We start from the raw sequence: 24,296 nt of genomic DNA on the forward strand, positions 1-24,296 counted from the left end.
TAATTAAAAAATCGGATTCGGCGCTCTATTATTCCAAGGATTTGGGAAAGAATCAGTACTCTTTCTACAGCGAAGGTGTATCTAATATAAAAACAGGATCATTCAAGTAACTTGAATGACCCTGTTTTTTTGCTCTGATTGCATACCTCAATCGCAGATGAGCCCGCCTATGATTTGATGCACATCATTAAAATTGTTCTGAATGAGGTAATCCTCAATGCCATGAATAATCTCAGGCATTGCAGTGGGGTTTACAAAGGTGCCCATACCCACTGCAACTGCGGTCGCACCCGCGAGCAAGAATTCAATCGCATCTTCTGCACGCAGAATCCCACCCATACCGATGATCGGCACCTTAACGGTTTGCGCCACACGGTAGGTCATATACAATGCAACGGGTTTTACGGCAGGGCCGGAAAGCCCGCCCGTAAAGTTGCCGATAATCGGTTTTCTCGTTTTAATATCAATTGCAATTGCGGTAAAGGTATTGATGAGCGAGATGGCGTCTGCCCCTGCTTCCTCTGCCGCCCGCGCCATCACTGTAATGTCGGTTACGTTGGGCGAAAGCTTTACGATGAGCGGCAGCTTGGTGCTGCTGCGTACAGCACCGATCACTTCGGCAGCAAGCTTTGGGTCGGTACCGAATGCCACGCCGCCTTCGTTGACATTGGGGCAGGAGATATTCAGCTCCATTCCCGAAAGCCCGTCCACTCCATCCAGCCTTGCAGCAAGATCGGCATATTCCTTTACGGTTTTACCTGCCAAATTTACAATCACAGGGGTGTTAAACTGGCGCAGAAACGGCATCTTCTCGTTGATAAACACATCTGCACCGGGGTTTTGCCAACCAATAGCGTTAAGCATGCCCGCCGGTGTTTCACACACACGCGGCCCGGGATTGCCCACGGTTTCGTTCATCGTCACCGATTTGACGACAATCGCACCCAGTTCATTTAAGTCAAAATAAGGGGTGTATTCCTCACCAAAGCCAAAGCATCCGCTCGCCGGCATCACGGGGTTTTTCATTTTAATGCCTGCAATTTCAACGCTCATATTGGGCTTATTCATCAAAAAACACCTCCTCGCCTTTGAACACAGGGCCGTCGCTGCACACGTTCTTATAGTGTGTACCGTTTGCGTCTTTTACGGTGGTAACACAGCCCTTGCAGGCACCAACGCCGCAGGCCATACGTTCTTCCATCGACACCTGTACGGGCACGCCATATTGTTTTGCCAGTTTTACCACTGCTTTCAGCATTGGTACCGGCCCGCAGCTGAAAATACCTGTGGGCTTCTCGGCCTGCAAAGCACGCTCCAGTGGTGCGGTAACAAAGCCGCGCCCGCCCACACTGCCATCCTCGGTAGCCACCTGCACGGGGATTCCAAGGCGCTCCAGTTCCTCCAGACAATAGACATTGTCTTTATCGCGCGCACCGAACACCATCGACACAGTAAGCCCTTTTGCTACCGCCACCTGTGCGAGGTGGATGACCGGCGCAAGGCCGATACCGCCCGCCGCAATAATAATGTTTCCATTTTCGGGCAGCTCGTAGCAGCCTGAGCCGAGCGGCGCCATAATATCCACTAAATCACCCTGCTTGCGGTCCGCCAGCCACTTGGTTCCTTCTCCCTTTACATGAAAGAGAAAGCCCAGCTTGTCGCCCTCAACTTTAGAGATAGAAAGCGGGCGGCGGGTGAGGCTGTAAACTCCGCCGCCGCAATAAACATGCGCAAACTGCCCCGGCTTGCAAATTTCAGCCACCTCAGGTGCGAGCACCGTCAAGCTTGCCACATGCGGGGCCACCATACGTGCCTCCACTACGGTAAATTCCTTTTTCATCTTTTTTCCTCCAACCTGTCAGCTGATGTTTTCCTGTCCTATTATATCAGTTTTTCAGAAGGAACTCTACCCTCATTTTCTGGGGCGACGTGGAGAGCAATCGCCTATTTTGCTCGGTCTTTCTATTGCAGCGGCAGCTGTTTATTAGAAAGCCATTATAAATAATTCATCCTCACTTCACATTCAAAATCTATAATAGAATTGGAATATTTTACTTGGAAGGGGATAAAAAATGTTCCATATACTAGTTGTAGAAGATGAAAAAAACCTGCGCAGGCTAATATCCACCTGCTTGGAGCGCGCCGGATATCGTGTGTTTGCCTGTGAAAACGGCGTACATGCACTGGAAATTTTAGATTGTCAGCACATTGACCTGATGATCAGCGACATCATGATGCCCGAAATGGACGGGTATGAACTCACCGAAGGGCTAAGGCAGGCAAATTATGATCTGCCGATTCTAATGGTAACGGCGAAAGAAACCTTTGAAGATAAAAAAATAGGGTTTGAGCTTGGCATAGACGATTATATGGTAAAACCGGTGGATATGAACGAAATGCTGCTGCGCGTAGCGGCACTGCTGCGGCGTGCGAAAATTGTTAGCGAACACCAAATGACCGTTGGCAACGTAAAGCTCGATTATAACAAACTTACCGTTACTACACCCGAAAAATCAGTTGAGCTACCGAAGAAGGAATTTTATCTGCTGTACAAGCTGCTAAGCTACCCACAGCAAATTTTCACCCGCCAGCAGCTGATGGACGAAATATGGGGGTTGGATGCGATGAGTGACGAGCGCACGGTGGATGTACACATCAAACGCCTGCGTGAAAAGTTTGATAGTCTGGAGGAGTTCGACTTGGTTACCGTACGTGGGCTCGGCTACAAGGCGGTGAAAAATATATGAGCCTAAAAGATCGTTTTCTTAAAATGGTACATTCTCCATCTATAAGAACTTTGTTTGTTTTTTCGATCTCCGTAATCTTTCTAGTCTCCTGTCTGGCAACCTTTTTGGTGGTTTTTTATTTTAATATGCTCAGCTCGCCGTCTGAGGTAATTCTAATTTGCCTTGTAATCGGCGTCGCCCTCACCGCGGCACTTTCCAGGCGGCTTACCAATACCTTGACTCAGCTTTCCCATGCACAGGAGGAGGTTGCCAAGGGGAACTTTAAGGTGCGATTGGAGCCTAAAAAGAACGCCAACCATATTATGCGCGCGGTATTCCGCACCAGTGAGGTAGAGCAGATGATTGACAGCTTTAACACCATGGTGGAGGATTTACGTCGTAACGAATACCTACGGAAAGATTTCGTACGCAATGTTTCACATGAGTTTAAAACGCCCATCACCTCCATTCAGGGCTTTACCAAGCTGCTAAAAGATGAAAATTTGCCTCATCAGGAGTTTTTGCGTTATACCGACATCATTATTGAGGAAACCCAGCGGCTTGCAAATCTGTCAAACAATTTGCTTAAAATGTCCCAGGTGGAAAACCGAACCATACCCGACCAAAAATGTGCTTTCTCTTTGGACGAGCAGTTACGCAAAACCATCTTGATGCTTGAAAAAAGCTGGGAAGAAAAAAACTTACAGCTCGAAATTGACCTTGATGCGGTTAGCTATTTAGGCTACCGCGACCTGCTGCAAGAGGTCTGGATTAATCTGCTGAACAATGCCATTAAGTTTTCGAACCGGGGCGGTACGTTGGGTGTGACACTGCACCGCAAATGTAAAAATATCGAGGTTTCCATATCCGACAATGGGATTGGTATTTCCGACACCGCACAGGAACACATCTTTGAACAGTTTTATCAGGCAGATGAATCGCGTTCCCATTACGGTAACGGGCTCGGTTTAGCGATTGCAAAGCGCATTGTGGAACTGAGCAAAGGAACAATCTCCGTACAAAGCAAACTTGGCGAGGGAACCACCTTTACCATTTCTCTGCCTGTTTTGCCTAACAACCTGTAAAAAAAGACGATGACGGGAAAGCGGTTCCGTCATCGTCTTTTTTCTATCAGGACACTAATCCCTTTGTTTAGGGGGGATTAACTAAGCAAGGGAAAGCAAGCGACAGTGATGCGGAGAAACATCACTGTCCATTCGCTTTTGGAGAAGATTTCAATTCATGGAGGAATTGAAGTTCCTAGCCAATGCTGCATTTGCACTATTGCAGCAGTTGCTTTTGGCTTATCTATAGAATACCCCGCCCGTATGAATCTACTGTGAACTTCCGGCTAAAAATTAAAGTAATCCGGTTACAAAAATGTTATCTACTATTGCTGCATAAAAAAGCAGTACCGACGGAGACCGGTACTGCTTTTAAAAACAGCCTATAAAGGGAGCTTATTTTATTTGCGTTTTGCTACAGCGATGCCCGCAACAGAAACAACTGCCAGAGCAACTGCCAAGCCTACGAAATCGTTAGCACCGGTATCGGGGTTTTTCTCAGTGCCTTCGCCCTTGTCGTCGGTAGCTGTATCTTTGACATCAAGCTCGATATCGGAGATCACGTAGTTGCCGAGTTTGTTGGTTTTGATGATGAATGCTTCTTTATCATCGTCGTATTTTGCGTCTTTGCAGACAGACAGTTTGCCGTTGTTTTTCTCGTAAATGTGCGGCGCAACAAGTTTGCCCTCTTTGCCCTCAACAGCCTTGGAGGGGATGGTGAGTGTGCCGTTGCGGCGGAAGGCTTTGTTGTTGCCTGCGAAGTAAACGATCTGCAGGTCAGCGTTGGGGTATTTGTCCTCAAGCGCATCGTCGCTGTCGTCCAGTCTCAGGAACAGGTCCTTCTGATCCTTTGCATTTACAAAGAATGTGATCTCATCATCACCAAACTCCAACTCGCAGTCATCATCGATATCATCGAATTTTACGATGGGGCCGTCAACTTTTACATAGGTTTTGGCTTCGGTCTCGCCGTATTTCACCTCAGAGCTTGTGAAAGAATCAATTGTTGCTTCTTTCGCTGCAGTTTCAGTGCCTACCTTGGTTGTGCAATTGTTATCATCACCATAAAGCTTAATCTCCATGTCAAGAGATTTTTCTTCCATGTTGAATTTGTCAGCGGTTGTAAAAGTGATAAATGCCATCTTCTCAGATTTAGGCAATTTTGCTCCATCAATCTCTTTTACTGTTTTGATGACGAAAGAAGGTTTCGAAGAAATATAAGCTGCACCATCGTCAATGCTGGAACGAACCTTGAAGTTGTCAAGATCCGACAGTTTTGTGATTTCGGTACCATCTTCTTCCGTTACATGGATATAGTAGGTCTCATCAGCATTAAGGGAGTTTTTGTCTGCAGCCGGATTCATAGCGTTTTTGCTGTCGTCATCATCAAAGGTATAAAAAACAAATCCGCTATCAAAAACTGCAATTTTTTTAGGTTTGCTATCTTTTGCTGCAAATGCTACGGTGCTCATGCCAAAGCACATTACAGCAGCCAGCACAAGGGAAAGTACTTTTTTCATCGTGTTTTCCTCCAAAATTAATTTTCAGGCTTGCGGTTCTCCGTATACCGCTGATCCTGTCACGATAATACGGGCGCTGTATGAACCCAAGATGAACTTTTTAAAGTTTTGAAAAAGTTTTGTAAGAAATCTGTAATCTATTGGAGTCCCTTGAAACCACAAAGTTACCGGTCGCTTTGCAGTTTTAGTACAAAGAAAATACTTAGCCCACCGCATATGTTGTTTTCTGCCCAAATTTTTCCGCCATGTGCGTGTACAATTTCACGGCAGATGGCAAGCCCCAGCCCTGCTACGCTTCTTCCTGCATCCGAGGTGTAGAGCGGCTCAAAAATGCGTTCCAACTTTTCAGGCGCAACGCCTACGCCGCTGTCGGCAATGCAGAACATCACTGCATTTTGCTGCGGCTCACAGGTTACCGCAATACTGCGCTCTTTTACCCCAAAGTGCTTGACGCTGTTACCGATGATATTTCCAAACACCCTGCGCAGCTTGGCAATATCCACACGCAGGCGCTGAGCAGAGCAATTGCTATTCACGGTAAAACGCACCTTCATCTGTTCCAGCTCATCGCGGTAATCTGCTTGTACAAGGTGGCAAAGTTCCTCTACCGTAACGCTCTGCAGTTTTAGTGTGTTTTGTAGATTGCAGCTGAGGTAGTCATCGAATTCCTCGATCAAATCCTTGATGCAAACTGATTTGTCGTAAATGGTACTGATATAACGCTTCTCACGCTCTTGCGAAAGCCCGCCCTTTTGCAGGCGCTCGGCGTAGCCCATTACCGAGGTAAGCGGTGTTTTAATGTCATGCGAAATAGAGGCAATGATACGGTTTTGCGTTTGCTTTTCCCGCTCAATATCGCAGGTGAGCTGTACAAAGCGATTTTGCAGCTGACCAATTTCATCCCGGCGGCTGACCGCTTTCGGCTTTATGCCGTTGTGGTAATCGTCCATCCCCTTTTTTAGCGCCTCAATCGGGCGCACCACCTTTAAATAGATGACAAAGGTAACCACCATTAGAATTACTTCAATCAGCAGCAGCTCGGCAAGCAGCAGGTTGCGGTAGGTGACATGGTGAAGCGTCTGCTGAAGCTGGCTAAAATTTTTTGGCATTTCGTCAGAAACTAAAAACAGATAACAAACCACCAAGAAGCCGAAATTCGCCACAAATGCAATTAAAATGGTAAGGGTGAGCTTGTGGCGAATGCTGAAATAAGGCTTTTTTAAATTCATTGTACAGCACCCGCCGGTTTTACCAGCTTGTACCCTACGCCCCACACTGTTTTTATGTACTCGTTATCAGGGTCAATTTTATCGCGCAGGTTTTTAATATTAACCGCAACCGTGCCAATGTCTCCATAATCCACACCCCACACAGCGTTAAATATTTGCTCTCGGGTCAACACTTTTCCCGCATTTTTAATAAAAAAATACAGCAAACGAAACTCGCGCGGTGAAAGCGCAATCACCTCACCGTTTTTATAGGCCTCAAGGCTATCCTTCTTTAGCTCAATGCCGCAAAACACAAGGCTGTCGTTGGTATCGCTAAGCATCGTGCGTTTTTCACGGCGCAAATGTGCCTTTACACGTGCCACCAGCTCATCCACCACAAATGGCTTGAAAATATAATCGTCGCCACCCATTTCTAACCCTAGCATAGTGTCCAATGTGCGGTTTTTCGCTGTTACAAAAATGATGGGACAGGTTACCACGTCGCGAATTCTGCGGCAAAACTCCAGCCCATCCATTCTGGGCATCATTACATCCAAAAGAATCAGTGCAATATTCGCCGTTTGCTCCAGAAGTGCCAGTGCCGCCCGCCCATCCCCGCACACCGTTGTTTCAAAGCCCTCATCTTCCAATGCGTCCGACATTAGCCCTGCAATGGCTCTGTCATCATCTACAATTAAAATTCTTTGCATCTTCTCCGCCCCTTTACATCGCCGCTTTTCTTCTATTATACCAGTTAAAGATAAAAATAAAATGCCGCAAAAATTAAGAAACCTTAAGCCTCGCTCCATTACTGTTTAACTTTTAAAGTCTATACTGGTAACATGAATGATAACCAGGGAGGAAATCAGATGAAACAGCATCTTAAGGCGGCGCTTGCCATAACACTTGCCGCAGCTATGACAGCAGGCAGTACCACCGCTTTTGCGGCGCAAGAGAAAATTACCAATCAAACTGACTGGACACCACCCGTGCTCAGCAATGTGAGCATAGATAAAACCACTGTTGGCGCGTCCGGCACTTTAACCGTTACCGTAAAGGCAACCGATGATCGATCGGGCATAAAGGACGTTTCGGTAACATTTCGAAACAGCAGCAACGACCACACCATCAGCTCCGTAATGCTTTCAAGAGATTACGACGCTGCGGCGGGTGTGTTCCGCAAACAAGTCACCGTACCCGCATACGAGCAGCCGGGTGAATTTGAACTAAAAAGTATCACCCTTGGCGATTACGCCCGTAACACACAAACCTACGCCACACAGGGCAGTATCTCGAAAGTCAACGATAACCTGCCCTTAGAGCAAAATCTCAGCTTTACGGTAACCAACGGCGCCGACGTGGGAAAAACACCAAAAATCAGCAGTATTTCCCTTGCTAAAGCTGCGGTGAGCGGTAACGGCAGTGTGGGGGTTACAGTGAAGACGGCGGCAACCGCTGCTGCGGTAGACCGTATAGCGCTTACCTTTCAAAATGAGGATAACGACCGCACCCTTACGCTCACCTTGTACGAAAAAAACCGTACAGCAGCGGGGGAATACTACAGCAGCATTGACATTGAACAGTACGAGCCCGAAGGAAAATTTTTGCTAAAAAGCATTGTGCTCACCGACAAGGCAAAAAATAAAGACAAATACCTGCCTCAAAAAGAAATTGAGGATGACAATAAATGGGACTGCTATGCACTGCCACAAGAACCCAGCTTTACGGTGAACAATCAATACGCAGATAATATCGCACCAAAACTTATCGGCATCAGCATTGATAAAACCAGCGTATCGGCAGGTGGGAAGGTAACCGTTTCGGTTAAGGCAAGCGATAATCTTTCGGGCATCAAGCAAATTTCGGTGCGTTTTAAAAACAACGACAACAACCATATTCTCTCTACAGCAATACTGTGCAAGAATGATTACAACCCTGCAACCGGCTGTTATGTTAGGAACATTAACATAGGCCAATATGAGCAGGCAGGCACCTTTGAGCTACACCGCGTTTCGGTAAGCGATGAAGCGGGCAACCGCCAGTACTACTGCCCCGAAAGTGAAGAGGACGACCATTCGGATTTTGACGTGCTGCCCGCAGAACCGAGCTTTACGGTTAAAAATCAGGGCAAGGCTGCCGACATCACCCCGCCTGCGTTGGAAAGCGTCACGTTTAACCAAGCAGGTGTAGACGCCCCCGGAAAACTGACCGTATTAGCAAAAGCAAGTGATGATGACTCTGGGGTTCGCCGCATCTATCTGCGCTTTCGCAACGAGGAAAGCGGCCGCAGCTTGAGCATTGGGCTCTCTGCCAGGGATTATAACCCTGCAACCGGTTGCTATGAGGGTACCTTCTCGATTGAAAAGAACGAGAAAAGCGGCACCTTTGATTTAGTAATCGCCAAGGTCACCGATCAGGCTAAAAACAGCCTCACTTATTGCCCCAAGGAATTTATTGACCAAGACGATGAGGATGAGGACCGTGTAAAGCTTTCACGCGACGTGGGCTTCTATGTCAACGGCAAAGACAAATAAGGCATGAAAAAAGAACCAATCGGCTGGATTGGTTCTTTTTTATTCTATAAAAATTTAGCCTTTTAAACAAAATAAAAACAGGGTACTCTATGAGTAGCCTGTTTTTATGGTGAGCCACCGGAGATTCGAACTCCGGACCCTTTGATTAAAAGTCAAATGCTCTGCCAACTGAGCTAGTGGCTCGTACTTTTTGGAACTTGTTTATTATATCAGCAAATCAATGGCCTGTCAACCGCTTTTCGCTAAATTATTGCTTGTTTCTCCCGCATAAACAAGGTAAAATAGAGTAATAACGACAGGCGGTGAGAAACGATGAATGCTAAACTGGATACCCCCATCCGTTTTCTGAAAGGGGTGGGCGAAAAACGAGGCGTACTTTACGGTAGGCTGGGCATCTCAACTATCAACGATTTGGTTCACTACTACCCGCGCGCATATATCGATTTTTCACAGCCGCAGGCGATTGCAAGCGCCCCATACGATAAGCCCTGTGCCATTGTGGCAACCGTTGTGGCAAAAACAGGCGAGCAACGTATCCGCAAAGGGCTCTCGCTGTTCAAGGTTACGGTGACCGATGGCGTAACCGATATGATTGTCACCTTTTTTAACGCAAAATACACGGTGGATGCACTGAAATCGGATACTGAGTATCTGTTCTACGGCAAGGTAGGCGGGCGATTGACCCGACGTGAGATGACCGCGCCTATGGTGCTTTTATACGATGCGAGCCAGAGCTTTTTGCCCGTTTATCCGCTTACTGCGGGGCTTTCCTCCAAAATGATCGGGGCAAATGCAGCACAGGCTCTGGAACTAATTCAAGACAGCATCGAAGACCCCCTCCCCGATGACATACGCCGCCGATATGAGTTGTGCCACAGCACTTTTGCACTTTGCAATATCCATCAGCCCTCATCTGAAAATGCACTGGAGACGGCCCGCAAACGGCTGATTTTCGAGGAACTGCTGATTCTCAACTTTTCAATGTCCTCGCTTCGCACGGGCAACAAGGCAGAGACGGGCGCAAAGATGCATGACGTACCGCTTAACGCGTTCTATGCCGCTCTGCCCTTTTCACCCACCGGTGCGCAGGCGCGCGTGATTGCCGAATGCACCGCCGACCTTTGCGGCAAAGCACCCATGAACCGGCTGATACAGGGCGATGTCGGCTCGGGCAAAACGCTGGTGGGTGCGGCATGCGCCTATTTTACACTGCGAAACGGCTGCCAGTCTGCCATGATGGCACCTACCGAAATTTTAGCGGAGCAGCATTACCGCACCCTTACCGCACTGCTTTCCCCTGTGGGTGTGCGCATCGGGCTGCTCACCGGCTCGCTCACCGCTGCACAGAAACGCGCCGTAAAAGCCGAGCTTGCCGCAGGTGAGATCGATTTCATCGTTGGCACACATGCTCTGTTACAGGATAATGTCTCTTTCCAACGCCTAGGGCTGGTCATCACCGACGAACAGCATCGCTTTGGTGTTGCGCAGCGGTTGACGCTCTCGCAAAAGGGCAGCAACCCCCATGTGCTGGTTATGTCGGCAACTCCCATCCCCCGCACCCTCGCCCTTATCATCTATGGTGACCTCGATGTTTCCGTCATCGACGAGCTGCCAAAAGGACGACAGCCCATCAAAACCTATATTATTGATTCGGCCAAGCGGCACCGTGCCTATGGTTTTATCAAAAGACATCTCGATACCGGTCAGCAGGGATATATTGTCTGCCCTTTGGTAGAACAGGGTGAGGCCGACCTTGGGCTTGAATCGGCGACCGAATATGCGCAAAAGCTTACCGAGCAGGATTTTCGCAGCTACTGTGTGGGTGTGCTGCACGGTAAAATGAAGCCTGCCGACAAGGACAAGGTGATGCGCGCATTTGCTGCGGGCGAAATTCAGCTGCTTGTCTCCACCACGGTCATAGAGGTTGGTGTGGACGTACCGAATGCCACGGTTATGCTGATTGAGAACGCCGAGCGCTTTGGTTTAAGCCAGCTGCACCAGCTGCGCGGGCGCATTGGGCGTGGTAGCAACGAAAGCTCGTGCATTCTTGTATCGGATCGTGACATCGAACGCCTAGCCGTCATCAAGGGTACTTCGGACGGCTTTAAAATATCGGAAGAAGACCTGAAACTGCGCGGACCGGGCGACTTTTTTGGCAGCCGCCAGCATGGCTTGCCACAGCTGAAAATAGCGGATATGCTTACCGATATAAAGTTGCTGCGCCTTGCGCAGAATGCCTGTGCAGAGCTGCTTTCCGCTGACCCTACCCTGTCACAGCCTGCCCATGCTCTGCTGCGTGAGCAGGTACAAAAAATGATTGCAAACGCAAACATCTAGAGGTGTATCCATGAAAATTTTAGAACCCAAACTCTCCCCTAATTTGCAGAACACCGTGGATTTTTTCGCCACCATGCTCTGTGCGCAGCGCGACGAGGAGGATATTGCCCACATCAATTTTTCCGGGTGTGAAGTGCAGGGCATCCGAGCCGAAAAGCTGGATTTTACCGACTGCGTCTTTGACGGCTGTCGCTTTACCGATTGCGCCATGCCCAAAAGCTCATTTACCGATGTGGTCTTTCGCAAATGTGACCTATCAAATCTCGACCTTTCCGACTGTTCCTTTCAGCGCGTGGTGTTTGATGGCTGCAAGCTGATGGGTGCAACCTTTACCGATTGCGGCCTGAACAATACGCACTTTATCCACTGCAGCGCACGTTATGCCAAGCTGTTTCAGGCAATGCTCAAAGGGGTTGCGTTCGATAACTGCGACCTTTCCGGCTGTGTGATGCAGGAGATGACCATCCGTTATGCGGTATTTACGCAGTGTCGCCTTTGCGGTGCGGAGCTGTTTCGCACCGCGCTCAAGGGGCTAGATTTTTCCACCTGCGATATCGAAGGGATTGTGGTGGGCGGCGAGGAGCTCAAAGGGCTGACTGTAAATGCACGGCAGGCATGCGATCTGTCGCGGCTGCTCGGGCTGTTGATCAAAGACTAATTCTGCTCCTGCTGTACAGATAACACAAAAACCGACTGTATCAATACAGTCGGTTTTTTTAATCAATATAATACTAATTGCAATTCATTTTCCTCTTTTTTTCACCAGCGTCATAGGTTTTACCACTGCCACCGTAATAAGCGGTGTTACGATTGCTTCGGGGATACCGTTGACTACAATGGATGTGCCCAGTATCGCCCAAATCACCTGATTGCCGTTGGCCTCGGCATAGGGTGCTGCAAAGAACACCAGAATGCCCAGCAGTACGAGCAGTGTGTTAATGAGCGACCCGCACACCCCGGCAACAGCTGCTGCTTTGCTTACGCTGCCTGTTTTTGCATACAGCTTTTGATACAGCTTAGACGATACCACACCGATTAAAATTCTTGGCACAAAGCAGATGATAAGACTGCATACCGCAAACCAAATCGCCTTAGGTACATTGCCGTCTGCCAGATTAACACTGTAAAACGGGCTGAAAACAAATGCTGTCGGCGGAGCATACATGGTAAACCATAAAAAGCTCACAAAACCAAAAACTGCGCCCAAAAATGCGCCTGCCCCTGTGCCCATTAAAATTGCGCCAATCACCACAGGAATCTGTGCAAGCGTTGCCACAATTGGGCCTCCCAGCGGGATGGACCCGAGCGGCGTAAAGCCCATGATGAACAGGATTGCCGACAGCAACGCCAGCTGTGTCAGCCTTGTGATTTTTGCAGAGTTTGTTGACATAGAAATTCCTCCTTGCTACTGCTCCCAGCGGGATGCAGTGCAGATAAAATTATATCATAATTTAAACCACAAAACAGCTTGCGCTATTTCGTAAAGCCGGGTTTCGGCTTATCGCCTTCATAGCCGGCGACTTGGTTTAATTACGATGCAATAAAACATGTTCGCCGCGCTGTACGCGGTTTTCAGCCCAAGGGCTGAATGTCTGTTTTATTCTATCATCAGACTGCTAATCCACAACGCCTGTTTTGTCGACTGCTCTCGGCAATTCCCGCATACCGCTAGTATGCCCCTTAATTCCTTCGCTTGTCGCCTGATTGGCGTTATTTCTAAACGTTCTGAAAATAGTAACGGCTTAATTTGTATTCTTTTTATAAAGTGCGAGTAAGCCATCCAGTAAAAGGTGGTCGTCCCTTATAATTTCACTGGTGCAATAGGGCACAATGGCGTTTACCAAACCACCGCATGCAATCACGGTAGCGTCTTCGCCAAGGGCAGCCTTATAACGGTCAACCATACCGTCGATCATGCTTGCAGCACCCAAAATAACCCCCGACTTCATGCAGTCGATGGTATTGGTGCCGATGGGGTGCCTCACCTCATCCTCTAAGCTAATCTGCGGTAACTGGGCCGTTTTGCTGCTTAACGCTTCCAGCGCAATCATCACACCCGGCATAATCGCACCGCCGCGAAAGCCCTTTTCCTTATCCACCACGGTAAACTTCGTAGCAGTGCCTAGGTCGATGATGATTGCTGGCAGCGGGTATTTTTCCATTGCACCAATCGCGGTGGAGAGCAGATCGGCCCCTAGCTGACCGGGGTTGTCAATCTTAATATTCAGCCCTGTTTTAATACCGGGACCGACCGTCAAGATATGCACCGGCTTTACCAAACGCACTGCATTTTTTAGCACCGATGACAGCGGAGGTACCACTGAAGAAACAATAGCGCCCTCAATTTTATCCTTGTCGTAGCTGTACAGCTCCAAAATGTCCTTTATCACGACCGCGTATTCAAACTCGGTTCGAGAAGCGTCGGTACTGATGCGGGAAACGAACAGCAGCTTGCTTCCCTCGTAACCACCAATTACAATGTTGGAGTTACCGATATCGATTGCTAAAATCATAATATCCAATCCTTTCGGAGAATCTGCCAAACTTGCAACTTTAGTTTATAGCATTTTGCCTAAGTTGTCAACTTCGTCCAGCCTCAGATTCAAATTTGCAAATAAACCTAAAAAGGGACGCATTTGCGTCCCTTTTAGCATCGTAACGTAGTTTTGCGGCAAGGCTTACACCTTGTACCGTTCAGAGCACCTCACCTAAATTTTTGTGAACAGATTTCACTATTCAACTGCAATCAGGAAGTAGTAGACGGGCTGGCCGCCGCAAAGCATCGTCATCTCAACATCTTCGGGCATTTTGGCGCGGAGAGCTTCCTCCACCGCTGCCGCCTGGTCCTCCGTTACATCGCTGCCGTAATATACGCTCACAAAAGCCGTGTCCTTTTTGAGCATAGACCGGGTCAGCTTCACGGTTGCTTTCATAAGGTCGTTGCCGACAAAGGCAAGCTTACCGTTTTCAAGTGCCAGAATCTCGCCCTTTTTAATGTCGTGCCCGTCAAAATCCGAGTCACGCGCTGCAAAGGTGACCGAGCCGGTCGCAACCTGCTCAAACGCATCGGTCATGGTCATCTGGTTGTGGTTTGCGTCGGCGTCGGGGTCGAAATTGAGCATTGCCGTCATGCCCTGCGGAACAGTACGGGTTTGCAGCACGTAAACCTTTCTGTCCGCCAGCTTAATGGCCTGTTCTGCTGCCATGATAATATTTTTGTTGTTGGGCAGTACAAATACTGTTTTTGCAGGAGTGGCGTGAATTGCGGAGAGGATATCCTCGGTGGAGGGGTTCATGGTTTGCCCACCGCTTACAATGTTATCCGCACCCAATTCTTTAAAGATATTCTGCAAACCCTCACCTGCTGCAACCGCTACAAAGCCGTACTCTCGGTCGGGGTCGACAGGAACATACTCGGCTGCCTGCTCTTTTTTCTGCTTGCCCTGTTTTTTCTTTTCAAACTGTTCGCGCATGTTGTCAATTTTCATATTGATGAGGTAACCGAATTTCAGTCCCTCCTGCATTGCGTTGCCGGGGTTGTCGGTGTGTACATGGCATTTAATGATTTCATCGTCGTCTACAACTACTGCACTGTCGCCAATCGATTCGAGGAAAGCGCGCAGCTTCAAAGCGTCTTCTGCATCCTCTTTCTTAACGACGATAAACTCGGTGCAGTATGTAAAGGTGATGTCCTCGCCCTCATACTCTGCCGCCGCATCTCTGCTGCCTTCGTCCCACGAAACCGCAATCTTTTTCTGATCGGCTGCCGTGCTCTCTATGATGGTGCCGTCCTGGAACACGCTCATCATACCTTCAAAGATTACGAGTAGGCCCTTGCCGCCTGCATCTACCACACCGGCTTTTTTCAGCACAGGCAGCATCTCAGGGGTTTTATCCAGCGCGTCTTTGGCCGCATCTATAATTTCTTTCCAGACATAGATGGGGTCGTTGTCTTTTTTACACACAACCTTCGCACGTTCTGCCGCAAAACGCGCAACGGTGAGTATCGTACCCTCGGTGGGCTTCATAACCGCTTTGTAGGCAGCCTCCACACCCTTGGCTAGGGCATCGGCAATGTCGGTGCCATCGGCACTGTGCTTGCCTGCAAGCCCCTTGGAAAAGCCACGGAACAGCAGCGATAAAATAACGCCCGAGTTACCACGCGCGCCGCGCAGCAAAGCGGAGGCGGCTGTTTGCGAGGCCTGTGCCACGGTGATGTTATCCTCCAGTGTGCCGAGCTCACGGGCTGCCGCTGTAATGGTCATCGACATGTTGGTTCCGGTATCTCCATCAGGTACCGGAAAAACGTTGAGTGCATCAACCGCCTGCTTTTGGTTTTCTATATTATGCGCCGCAGAAATAAACGCGTCACGCAGCTGTGATCCTTCTATCACGAATAAACACTCCTTTTAAGGTTAGATTGCCTTACTCTGTCTTCATGGAATCGACAAATACATTGACGCGTGCAACCTCCATGCCGGTTGCTTCTTCTACTGTATAGCGTACCCGATTGACAATGCTTTTGACAATAACAGCGATATTGACGCCGTAAGTGACCATAATGTGCAGGTCTACTACCAGCCTGCCGTTTGAAAGACGCACACGTACACCTTGATCGGGCGCCTGCTTTTTGGTGATGACCGACCTGAGACTTTGTGTTGCGTCGGTTACCGCCATGCCAGAAACGCCAAAGCATTCAGACGCTGCGTGACCAACGAGATTTGCAAAATATTCCTGTGAAATATTTGTTTCTCCCAGATGAGTTTCCAGCTTAACCAAAATAACTCCTCCTTTGCGGCGAATCGCCGTTACCATAATTCTATGTTATAAAAAATATCCTGCTCAGTGGCGGAAGCATCAAAATAAGTTTCGCGTGAAAACGAAACCATGCCGCTGCGGTACATTAGCGGGATAAATGGTGTAAAATTGTAAAATGCGTCAATAAACGCTTGGGTATCGATTGTTCCTGCCATCAGTGCGCTGTTGGCGGCGATCATCGCCTCGTTATCCACAACGCCAAAGCCAAGCTTTGCCTTGGAAGAAAGCATTGATGTAAGGTTCATGTTGTTGTACAGCTTTACTTCGCCAAGGTACAGGTCAAAATCCCATTGCGCCAGCGCGGTCTTGTAAGCATCAAAGGTTTTGGCATCAATCACCAGTTCAATCCCAAACTCTTTCAACGTCTTTTTCAACTCTTCTGCAACCTGCACCCTGCTTGAATTTTCAGAGTTCACTAGCAACCGCAGGCGAAGCCTGCCCCGCGAAGTGGTGTAATACCCCTCGCTGTCTTTGTTCGCGGGCTTATAACCAAGTTCCTCCAGCAGCGCGGCAGCCGCACCAAAATCCTGCTGTTGCTTGCTACTTAACGCTGCAACCTCAGCCCACTGTGGGTTAAACGGTGTATGCGCCTCAACTGCCCGAGAAGCGTAGGTGCTGCCCACCAGCTCGGCACGGTTGATGCACAGGTTCAGTGCCTTGCGCATGCGGACATCCGACAAAATTTTCTTGGTGCTGTTCATTCCAAGGTAAACCAGATGATTCAGCGGAACCCGCTGTGTGCTGATTCCGAGAGACAATGCGTCATTGCCCGAAAGGTCGGAATAGACATAATTTATTGTACCAAGTTTCAGGCTATAAATCAATGTATCTTTATCTAATTGGTTGACTAATTCAATGGTTTTGATTTGGCTCTTGTTGTCTCCGTACCAATTGGGGTTCACCGTAAGCTTTGCATTCTCACCGCTGCCCTGTAAAACATAGCGCCCGCTGCCAATTAGGGGGTTTGCCTCGCTGACAATCGGAAAGGTGAGCAAATTCGCAAACAGGCGGTCGGGTGTGTTCAGTGTGAACACCACGGTGCGGCTGTCGGTGGCAGTTACCTCGCTGACGCCGCTGAGCAGGCCGGAGTAGCTGTTGCCCTCGGCAAGCACCTGCTTTGCCGAATATACCACATCATCTGCTGTAACGGCTGCACCATTGCTGAATTGAACCCCCTGTTTGATGGTGACAACACACTGCTGTGCGGTGAGCTGAATATCTTCTGCTATGATATTGTGCGCATTGTACTGCTGATCCAACTTTACGAGAGGATCGTACAGCAATGAAATCACATTCAGGTTCATCGTACTGGCTGCAAGATAGGGGTTCAAAGAATCGGTATTATTATATGCAATTTTTAACGTATCAATCGCATGCAGTGCAGATTCATTTTCCGTTTCGGCTTCATTCTGTCCGGATGTTCCCGCAAGGTCGCCTGCGCCGGAAAGCCTCAGACCACAGCCTGCCGGCAGGGCGCAGAGGAGAGAAAGCGACAAAATAATCGCTATCATTCGTTTGGTCATAGGTTCCTCCAAAAAGCAAATATCATTTGTACCCTTTATTTTACCCCATTTTGCCTATTTGAACAAGTACTATTCGCATAAATACAGCCGCACCAATAAAAAACGGCAAAGCCGAATCACTTCAGCCCTGCCGTAGGATGTGCTGCTTCTCACAAAGCCGGTAGCGGTTTTATCGCGGCTCTACAATCAGCTTGATTGCCGTACGCTCCTCCGAATCAATTACCACGTTTGCGAACGCAGGAATACAGATGAGATCAATACCGGCGGGAGCAAGGTATCCTCTTGCAATCGCAACGGCTTTTACCGCTTGATTGGATGCACCGGCACCCACAGCCTGAACCTCTACCGCGCCTTTTTCACGTATGACTCCTGCAATTGCGCCTGCTACAGAGTTTGGAACAGATTTTGCCGAAACTTTTAGCACTTCCATGTTGAATCCCTCCTGCTGATACCGTACAATGTAAGAAATTACCTAAAACAGATAATATTTCTTTTTTCTATCATATAGCATTTTGGGGAAACTTGCAAGTTATATTTGTTATATGTTCATCATTGTTTTATCGAAACCCTGTAAATTTTAGTTGTTTTGCCAGTCCTCTCGTTAATTTCAGCAACCACGCCATTGATTTGGCAATTGCCTTCGGCGTTGTCGAACCGGGTGGGGAGGTGTGTTTTCAGCCTGCGGATTGCAAGCTCGGGCTTAACGCCGAGCACCGATTCACTCGGGCCGCACATGCCAAGGTCGGTGATATATCCCATCCCCTCAGGGTAGATACGTTCATCGGCAGTTTGCACATGGGTGTGCGTACCAAACAGCAGGCTTACTCTGCCGTCGAGGTAGTAGCCCATCGCCAGCTTTTCACTGGTAGCCTCGGCGTGAAAATCTACAATTTTCACGGTTGCATCCACTTCAGAAAGCACCCTGTCCATGCACTCGAACGGGTTCTCAAGGTTTTCCATATACACCACACCTTGCAGGTTAATCACTGCCACACGGTATGAAAGCATATCGTAAAGATAATACCCAAAGCCATGTGCAGTGGGGTGATAGTTTGCCGGGCGAATCAGCCCGATGTTCTGGTCAAGCAGTTCGTTTATTTCGCGGCGGCGTAAACCATGGTTTCCGGTGGTGATTACATCAACGCCTGCTTCGAACAGCGCACTTGCCGAGCTCGGCAAAATACCGTTGCCCTCGGCAGAGTTTTCCCCGTTTGCAATGCACAGGTCTATTTTATGTTCACTTCTTATTTTAGGAAGGTGCTGGCGTACCATCTCACAGCCAGCCTGCCCTACTACATCTCCAATTGCTAAAACTTTCATGTATCTGCCCTCTCAGTCTGTTGGTATGCTATTCTTATTATAACTCGAATTCTTTAAATAGAAAAGAGCCATCTGCTTCGTCCGCCTCAAGTTGCAAAACGCAAACAGTTTTTATCCGTAATTGTAAGCTGAATCACTTATGATAAAAGGCTCACCGTATTTTTACGATGAGCCTTTTTCCTATTGTTCTTTTGTCATCTTCTTATATGCGTCAAACTCCGCATAAATCTCTTTGCTCGGTTCGTCTGTCGCCTTGCTTACCACATAGATACACAAACAGGAAACAATGAACGCAGGCAGTAGCTCGTACACCGAGAAGATACCGCCTAGCTTAGAAATCAACACTTTCCAAATTACCACGGTTACACCGCCGCCCACCATTCCGGCAATTGCACCGGGAAGGTTGATACGTCTCCAATACAGAGAAAAGATAATGAGCGGCCCAAAGGTTGCGCCAAAACCTGCCCACGCAAACGATACGATTTGGAATACTGAACTGTTGGGGTTCATTGCAAACAGGGCTGCAACCACTGCAATTAAAATCAGTGTGATACGCGAAACGTTCATAACCTCTTTTTCGGTTGCTTTTGGTTTGAGAAGCCCTTTGAAGAAGTTCTGCGCCACGGCAGAGGAGGCCAGCAGCAGCTGGGAATCGGAAGAACTGATTTGTGCGGCGAGAATGCCGCACAGCATTACACCCGCTACTATCGGCAGCAGGCCGCTGTTAAGCAAACGTTTACACATCTCGATAAAGATGCTTTCCGTAGCATTTCCTGTGAGCATTGTGGGGTACAGTGTTCTACCAACCACACCAATCAAAACTGCCATTGCTAGTGAAATTACACACCATGTGGTGCCGATACGGCGGGATTTTTTCAGCTCGCGCCCGTCACGGATTGCCATAAAACGCAGCAAAACATGCGGCATGCCAAAGTACCCCAACCCCCATGCCAAACTGGACAGTATCTTCACAAGGTCAAAGTTTGACGATGCCCCTGTTTCTAAGTTGTTGGACTGAAGCAGGCTCAGGTAACCCTCGCGTGCGCCGCCGTCTGCAAGCACCTGTGCAAAGCCACCTGCTGCGTTTGCACCAATGGCGACAATGCTAATGAGTACCACAAACATCAGTGTGCCCTGCACAAAGTCAACCACACTTTCTGCTAAAAATCCGCCCACAACGGTGTAAACCACAACAATAATTGCCGATACAATCATGGATGCAACATAGTTAAAGCCAAATAACGAAGCAAACAGCTTACCGCATGCGACAAAACCGGATGCTGTGTACACGACAAAAAAGAGCAAAATAAACAATGCCGCAATGTTCATTAAAATCTTCTTGCTGTCGTGAAAACGGTTGGAGAAATAATCGGGTATGGTGATGGAGTTATTTGCAATCTGCGTATAGTTGCGCAGCGGGCGGGCTGTAAATACCCAGTTGAGATAAGTGCCCAATGCCAGGCCAATCGCCGTCCAGCCGGCATCGGCAAGACCGGTAGCATACGCAAGGCCCGGTAAGCCCATCAGCAGCCAACCGCTCATATCACTTGCCTCCGCGCTCATCGCAGTCACCCATGGGCCAAGCCCTCGCCCGCCTATGTAAAACTCTTCGCTTGTTTTGTTGTGCTTACCAAACGTAATGCCAATTGCCACAATCAGTATCAGATAACCGATCATAGCTACGAGCATCATCACCTCTTGATTGCTCATACCGCTCCTCCTCAAAATTTAGTTATCTGTCATGATACTACAAGCACGGCGCGGCGGTATCATCGCACATGAGGACGGGAGCCGATAGGCGGATCGTCCTGCGCATAACGTATAACAGATACTTTTCGGACATTATACCACATTTTACCTCGTTAAAGCGATGTCCCTTTTTCCAAATTTACAATTTGTTCATATTCTGCAAAAAAATGTCCGAATGCAGTTTAGAAAAGCTTTTGAGTTGATGCAAAACAAAAGGGCGGGTACCGAAGTACCCGCCCTTAAAGCGCAGATGAAACCGAATTATTTCAGCTCTACAGTTGCGCCAGCTTCTTCCAGCTTAGCTTTCATTTCGTCAGCATCAGTTTTGGAAACGCCCTCTTTGATTGCCTTAGGAGCGTTATCAACGATCTCTTTTGCTTCTTTCAGGCCCAGACCGGTCATATCTTTAACCAGTTTGATTACGCCCATTTTGGAAGCACCAGCATTGGTGAGAACAACGTCAAACTCAGTTTTCTCCTCAGCAGCTGCAGCAGCAGGAGCAGCAGCGCCAGCCATCATAACAGGAGCAGCAGCGGATACGCCGAATTCCTCCTCGATTGCTTTTACGAGCTCAGACAGTTCGAGAACAGTCAGTGTTTTGATTTCTTCAACAAATTTTAAAATTTTCTCAGAAGCCATGTTAGCTTACCTCCTAATATTATTTCGCATTCAACGATGCGATGCGCTTATTGCGCTTATGTTGCACAACCTATTGTTATGCGGGTTCTTTTTCTGCGATTGCGTTAAGAGCAACAGCCAAACCACGGATGTTACCGTTAAGCGCGCTAAGCAGCATGCAGAGGAGCTGCTCTTTGCCCGGCAGTTTGGAGAGAGCCATAACCTCGTCTGTAGACATTGGTTTGCCATCCATAAAGCCAGCTTTGATGGAGAATTTGCCCTTGGAATCTTCTGCGTATTTACCCAGAATTTTTGCGGGGGCAATTGCATCATCATTAGAAATTGCGAGGGCGGTTGTTCCGTCCAGTACAGAGCAGATATCAGCCAAACCGGTATCCTGCGCTGCAAATCTCAGCAATGTGTTTTTTACTACTTTGTACTCAACGCCAGCCTCACGCAGCTCTTTACGAAGCTTTGTGTCGTTCGCAACAGAAATACCCTTGTAGTCAACCACAACGCCTGCGGCAGCACCATTCAGTTTTTCTTTCAGTGCTGCTACGATTTCTTTTTTGTCTTGCAATACTTTTTCACTTGGCAAAATCGTTCACCTCCTGATATAACGAAATGAATCTATCAAAATCACTTAGCAAATTAAAATGATTTCAAAGCACTATTTGGGCAATAAAAAAACCCTTCCCGCATTCACCGCAGAAAGAGTACAATCAAAAAACACGCATTTATGCGTTGTTCGATCATTCTTTCCTCGGCAGGCGGTTACCCATTATGTCTTGCGACACCTGCTGTCTATGGAATTATGACAGCTTTATTAGTATAAGGTATTTTGCAAGGCTTGTCAAGAGTTTTGTGCAAAATTTTAATCTGATCGCACCGTAATACTATCGTGCTTTTATTGCCTGCCGCTGAATCAGAAAACCGCTTGCCTTAAGGCAAGCGGTTTTTCACAATTCACTCTATAGCTTCGGCGGCTTACACCCCGAAATCAAATAGGTTTATGCGCCAAATTTAGCAGGGTTGATCTTAATGCCAGGGCCCATGGTGGGGGACACTGCACACGATTTGATGTACTGACCTTTTGCAGCAGCGGGCTTCGCTTTTACAAGAGCGCCCATCAAAGCGTCAAAGTTTTCCTGCAGCTTCTCAACGCCAAAGCTTGCTTTGCCAATCGGGCAGTGAACAATGTTTGTTTTGTCCAGACGGTACTCGATTTTACCTGCTTTTGCCTCGGTGACTGCTTTCGCAACATCGGGGGTAACAGTACCAGCTTTGGGGTTTGGCATCAATTTACGGGGACCAAGGATTTTACCGAGACGACCAACAATACCCATCATATCGGGTGTTGCGATAACGACATCGAAATCCAAGAAGTTCTCGTTCTGAATGCGAGCCATCAAGTCCTCTGCACCAACAACCTCTGCGCCTGCTTCTTCAGCAGCCTTAGCGTTGTCGCCTTTTGCGAATACACAAACGCGAACTTTTTTACCAGTTCCGTTGGGCAGTACAACCGCGCCTCTGACCTGCTGGTCAGCCTGACGGGAATCTACACCCAGTCTGACGTGCATCTCGATTGTCTCGTCAAACTTAGCTTTCGCAGTTTTTGTGCAAAGCTCGAGGGCCTCAGCAGCCTCATACAGCTTGGTGCGGTCTACCAGCTTAGCACTATCAATATATTTTTTTCCATGTTTCATACTAGTTCTCCTCCCTCAGAAGTGGTATTTACGGATTGGTTTCCTCCCACCTGAGAACATTAGTCTTCTACTTCAACACCCATGCTGCGGCATGTGCCTGCAATCATGCTCATTGCTGTTTCAACAGAAGCAGCGTTGAGGTCGGGCATTTTCATTTCAGCAATTTTTCTGACCTGCTCCTTGGTGATTTTTGCTACCTTTGTCTTGTTGGGTACGCCCGAAGCTGTCTCAATTTTGCACTCTTTTTTGATGAGAACCGCAGCCGGCGGAGTTTTGGTTACAAAGGTGAAGGAGCGATCTGCATACACAGTAATAACGACAGGGATAATAAGACCGATGTCGTTCTTTGTACGCTCGTTAAATTCCTTTGTGAAAGACATAATGTTGACACCATGCTGACCCAGTGCAGGACCAACCGGTGGTGCCGGTGTTGCTTTACCAGCAGGTATCTGTAGCTTGATATAGCCTGTTACCTTTTGAGCCATTGTTTTTGCACCTCCATAGATTACGTGGTAAATGGCGGAATGAACCTCTACTCATTCCTCCCACAGACTGTACATTGCTGTACAATCTACGTTTGTGCATTTATCATGCACGGCCCGTTGCTTTGGTTAAAAAGCCCCGGTTCCTACTAAAAGATTAATTTTCCAGTTGCGCCTGGTCAAGTTCGAGCTCCACGGGGGTTTCGCGTCCAAACATAGATACAACAACTTTTACCTTGTTCTTGTCCAAATCCAGTTCTTCCACCACACCGGTAAAGCCCTCCAGCGGTCCATCCACAATGGTAACAACGTTACCCACCGTGTAATTAACCTCTATCTGCTTCACTTCAACACCCAAAGCCTCAACCTCTTCATCGGTTAAGGGAACAGGCTTAGAAGCCGGCCCGACAAAGCCTGTTACGCCGCGCGTATTGCGCACAACATACCAGCTGTCGTCTGTCAAAACCATTTTTACAAGCACATAGCCAGGAAAGATTTTGCGCTCCACTTCACGCTTCTTGTTGTCTTTAATCTCGGTTACAGTCTCCGTCGGCACACGTACCTCGGGAATCAAATCCTGCAGCGAACGATTCTCGACACTCTTTTCAATATTTGTCGCCACCTTGTTCTCGTAACCCGAGTAAGTGTGGATGACATACCATTTTGCGTTTTCAGCCATTCTTAAAATCCC

23 protein-coding genes, 1 tRNA gene and 1 other annotated feature are annotated in these 24,296 nt (G+C 48.1%); of the genes, 5 read left to right on the forward strand and 19 right to left on the reverse strand.

Annotated elements, in window-relative coordinates:
• Positions 1 to 147: 147 nt before the first annotated feature.
• Positions 148 to 1,068, reverse strand: coding sequence for a dihydroorotate dehydrogenase (locus RTV33_RS06530; protein WP_312642714.1), 921 nt, complete (start codon positions 1,066 to 1,068; stop codon positions 148 to 150).
• Positions 1,061 to 1,840, reverse strand: a complete 780-nt coding sequence (locus RTV33_RS06535; protein WP_312642717.1) for a dihydroorotate dehydrogenase electron transfer subunit — start codon at positions 1,838 to 1,840, stop codon at positions 1,061 to 1,063. The genes RTV33_RS06530 and RTV33_RS06535 overlap by 8 nt, the downstream gene beginning before the upstream one ends.
• A gap of 232 nt (positions 1,841 to 2,072) precedes the next feature.
• Between RTV33_RS06535 and RTV33_RS06540 the strand changes: the two genes are divergently transcribed.
• Positions 2,073 to 2,747 carry a response regulator transcription factor gene (locus RTV33_RS06540; protein WP_312642719.1) on the forward strand — a complete coding sequence of 225 codons (675 nt, stop codon included), beginning with the start codon at positions 2,073 to 2,075 and terminating at the stop codon, positions 2,745 to 2,747.
• Positions 2,744 to 3,811: a HAMP domain-containing sensor histidine kinase gene (locus tag RTV33_RS06545; protein WP_312642721.1), complete on the forward strand. Its 1,068-nt coding sequence runs from the start codon at positions 2,744 to 2,746 to the stop codon at positions 3,809 to 3,811. Before RTV33_RS06540 ends, RTV33_RS06545 begins: the two co-directional genes overlap by 4 nt.
• 380 nt (positions 3,812 to 4,191) lie before the next feature.
• On the opposite strand, the gene RTV33_RS06550 is transcribed toward RTV33_RS06545, so the two are convergent.
• From RTV33_RS06550 to RTV33_RS06560, 3 genes are all read right to left on the reverse strand, one after another.
• Positions 4,192 to 5,310: an acid shock protein gene (locus RTV33_RS06550; RefSeq protein WP_312642723.1), complete on the reverse strand. Its 1,119-nt coding sequence runs from the start codon at positions 5,308 to 5,310 to the stop codon at positions 4,192 to 4,194.
• A 164-nt stretch (positions 5,311 to 5,474) separates the two neighbouring features.
• On the reverse strand, positions 5,475 to 6,539 hold the full coding sequence (locus tag RTV33_RS06555) for a HAMP domain-containing sensor histidine kinase (protein WP_312642725.1): 1,065 nt from the start codon (positions 6,537 to 6,539) through the stop codon (positions 5,475 to 5,477).
• The gene (locus RTV33_RS06560) at positions 6,536 to 7,228 is read right to left on the reverse strand and encodes a response regulator transcription factor (RefSeq protein ID WP_312642727.1); all 693 of its coding nucleotides are present in this window, start codon (positions 7,226 to 7,228) and stop codon (positions 6,536 to 6,538) included. The genes RTV33_RS06555 and RTV33_RS06560 overlap by 4 nt, the downstream gene beginning before the upstream one ends.
• Before the next feature lie 159 nt (positions 7,229 to 7,387).
• Here RTV33_RS06560 and RTV33_RS06565 point away from each other — a divergent pair, with 159 nt between their 5' ends.
• Entirely contained in the window at positions 7,388 to 9,052 is a 1,665-nt protein-coding gene (locus RTV33_RS06565; RefSeq protein ID WP_312642729.1) for a hypothetical protein, read from the forward strand.
• Positions 9,053 to 9,159: 107 nt separating this feature from the next.
• Here the strand turns inward: RTV33_RS06565 and RTV33_RS06570 are convergent.
• Positions 9,160 to 9,235, reverse strand: a tRNA-Lys gene (locus RTV33_RS06570).
• A gap of 129 nt (positions 9,236 to 9,364) precedes the next feature.
• On the opposite strand from RTV33_RS06570, the gene recG reads away from it, so the two are divergent.
• Both recG and RTV33_RS06580 read left to right on the forward strand, forming a co-directional pair.
• On the forward strand, positions 9,365 to 11,389 hold the full coding sequence (recG, locus tag RTV33_RS06575; RefSeq protein WP_312642730.1) for an ATP-dependent DNA helicase RecG: 2,025 nt from the start codon (positions 9,365 to 9,367) through the stop codon (positions 11,387 to 11,389).
• Positions 11,390 to 11,399: 10 nt separating this feature from the next.
• The gene (locus RTV33_RS06580) at positions 11,400 to 12,047 is read left to right on the forward strand and encodes a pentapeptide repeat-containing protein (RefSeq protein ID WP_312642731.1); all 648 of its coding nucleotides are present in this window, start codon (positions 11,400 to 11,402) and stop codon (positions 12,045 to 12,047) included.
• Between the two features lie 84 nt (positions 12,048 to 12,131).
• On the opposite strand, the gene RTV33_RS06585 is transcribed toward RTV33_RS06580, so the two are convergent.
• From RTV33_RS06585 to nusG, 13 genes are all read right to left on the reverse strand, one after another.
• On the reverse strand, positions 12,132 to 12,779 hold the full coding sequence (locus RTV33_RS06585) for an ECF transporter S component (RefSeq protein ID WP_312642732.1): 648 nt from the start codon (positions 12,777 to 12,779) through the stop codon (positions 12,132 to 12,134).
• A 352-nt stretch (positions 12,780 to 13,131) separates the two neighbouring features.
• Entirely contained in the window at positions 13,132 to 13,902 is a 771-nt protein-coding gene (locus RTV33_RS06590) for a type III pantothenate kinase (protein ID WP_312642733.1), read from the reverse strand.
• Positions 13,903 to 14,121: 219 nt separating this feature from the next.
• Positions 14,122 to 15,783, reverse strand: coding sequence for a DAK2 domain-containing protein (locus RTV33_RS06595; RefSeq protein WP_312642735.1), 1,662 nt, complete (start codon positions 15,781 to 15,783; stop codon positions 14,122 to 14,124).
• Positions 15,784 to 15,814: 31 nt separating this feature from the next.
• Entirely contained in the window at positions 15,815 to 16,168 is a 354-nt protein-coding gene (locus RTV33_RS06600; RefSeq protein ID WP_312642736.1) for an Asp23/Gls24 family envelope stress response protein, read from the reverse strand.
• Between the two features lie 29 nt (positions 16,169 to 16,197).
• Positions 16,198 to 17,730 (reverse strand): ABC transporter substrate-binding protein, encoded by a 1,533-nt coding sequence (locus RTV33_RS06605; RefSeq protein ID WP_312642738.1) that lies wholly within the window; start codon positions 17,728 to 17,730, stop codon positions 16,198 to 16,200.
• A 169-nt stretch (positions 17,731 to 17,899) separates the two neighbouring features.
• Entirely contained in the window at positions 17,900 to 18,160 is a 261-nt protein-coding gene (locus tag RTV33_RS06610) for a stage V sporulation protein S (protein ID WP_312642740.1), read from the reverse strand.
• A gap of 119 nt (positions 18,161 to 18,279) precedes the next feature.
• Positions 18,280 to 19,050 (reverse strand): TIGR00282 family metallophosphoesterase, encoded by a 771-nt coding sequence (locus tag RTV33_RS06615; RefSeq protein WP_312642742.1) that lies wholly within the window; start codon positions 19,048 to 19,050, stop codon positions 18,280 to 18,282.
• Between the two features lie 180 nt (positions 19,051 to 19,230).
• A complete protein-coding gene (putP, locus tag RTV33_RS06620; protein ID WP_312642744.1) occupies positions 19,231 to 20,760 on the reverse strand; it encodes a sodium/proline symporter PutP in 1,530 nt (509 codons plus the stop codon).
• 300 nt (positions 20,761 to 21,060) lie between these two features.
• On the reverse strand, positions 21,061 to 21,438 hold the full coding sequence (gene rplL, locus RTV33_RS06625) for a 50S ribosomal protein L7/L12 (RefSeq protein WP_312642746.1): 378 nt from the start codon (positions 21,436 to 21,438) through the stop codon (positions 21,061 to 21,063).
• A 76-nt stretch (positions 21,439 to 21,514) separates the two neighbouring features.
• The gene (gene rplJ / locus RTV33_RS06630; protein WP_312642748.1) at positions 21,515 to 22,015 is read right to left on the reverse strand and encodes a 50S ribosomal protein L10; all 501 of its coding nucleotides are present in this window, start codon (positions 22,013 to 22,015) and stop codon (positions 21,515 to 21,517) included.
• Between the two features lie 77 nt (positions 22,016 to 22,092).
• Positions 22,093 to 22,245: a sequence feature (ribosomal protein L10 leader region), on the reverse strand.
• A gap of 182 nt (positions 22,246 to 22,427) precedes the next feature.
• Positions 22,428 to 23,123, reverse strand: a complete 696-nt coding sequence (rplA, locus tag RTV33_RS06635; RefSeq protein ID WP_312642750.1) for a 50S ribosomal protein L1 — start codon at positions 23,121 to 23,123, stop codon at positions 22,428 to 22,430.
• A 59-nt stretch (positions 23,124 to 23,182) separates the two neighbouring features.
• The gene (rplK, locus tag RTV33_RS06640) at positions 23,183 to 23,608 is read right to left on the reverse strand and encodes a 50S ribosomal protein L11 (RefSeq protein ID WP_312642752.1); all 426 of its coding nucleotides are present in this window, start codon (positions 23,606 to 23,608) and stop codon (positions 23,183 to 23,185) included.
• A 154-nt stretch (positions 23,609 to 23,762) separates the two neighbouring features.
• Positions 23,763 to 24,284, reverse strand: coding sequence for a transcription termination/antitermination protein NusG (nusG, locus tag RTV33_RS06645; RefSeq protein ID WP_312642753.1), 522 nt, complete (start codon positions 24,282 to 24,284; stop codon positions 23,763 to 23,765).
• Positions 24,285 to 24,296 lie beyond the last annotated feature (12 nt).

Source organism: Hydrogenoanaerobacterium sp. (assembly GCF_032017025.1).
Classification (GTDB): domain Bacteria; phylum Bacillota; class Clostridia; order Oscillospirales; family Ruminococcaceae; genus Hydrogenoanaerobacterium.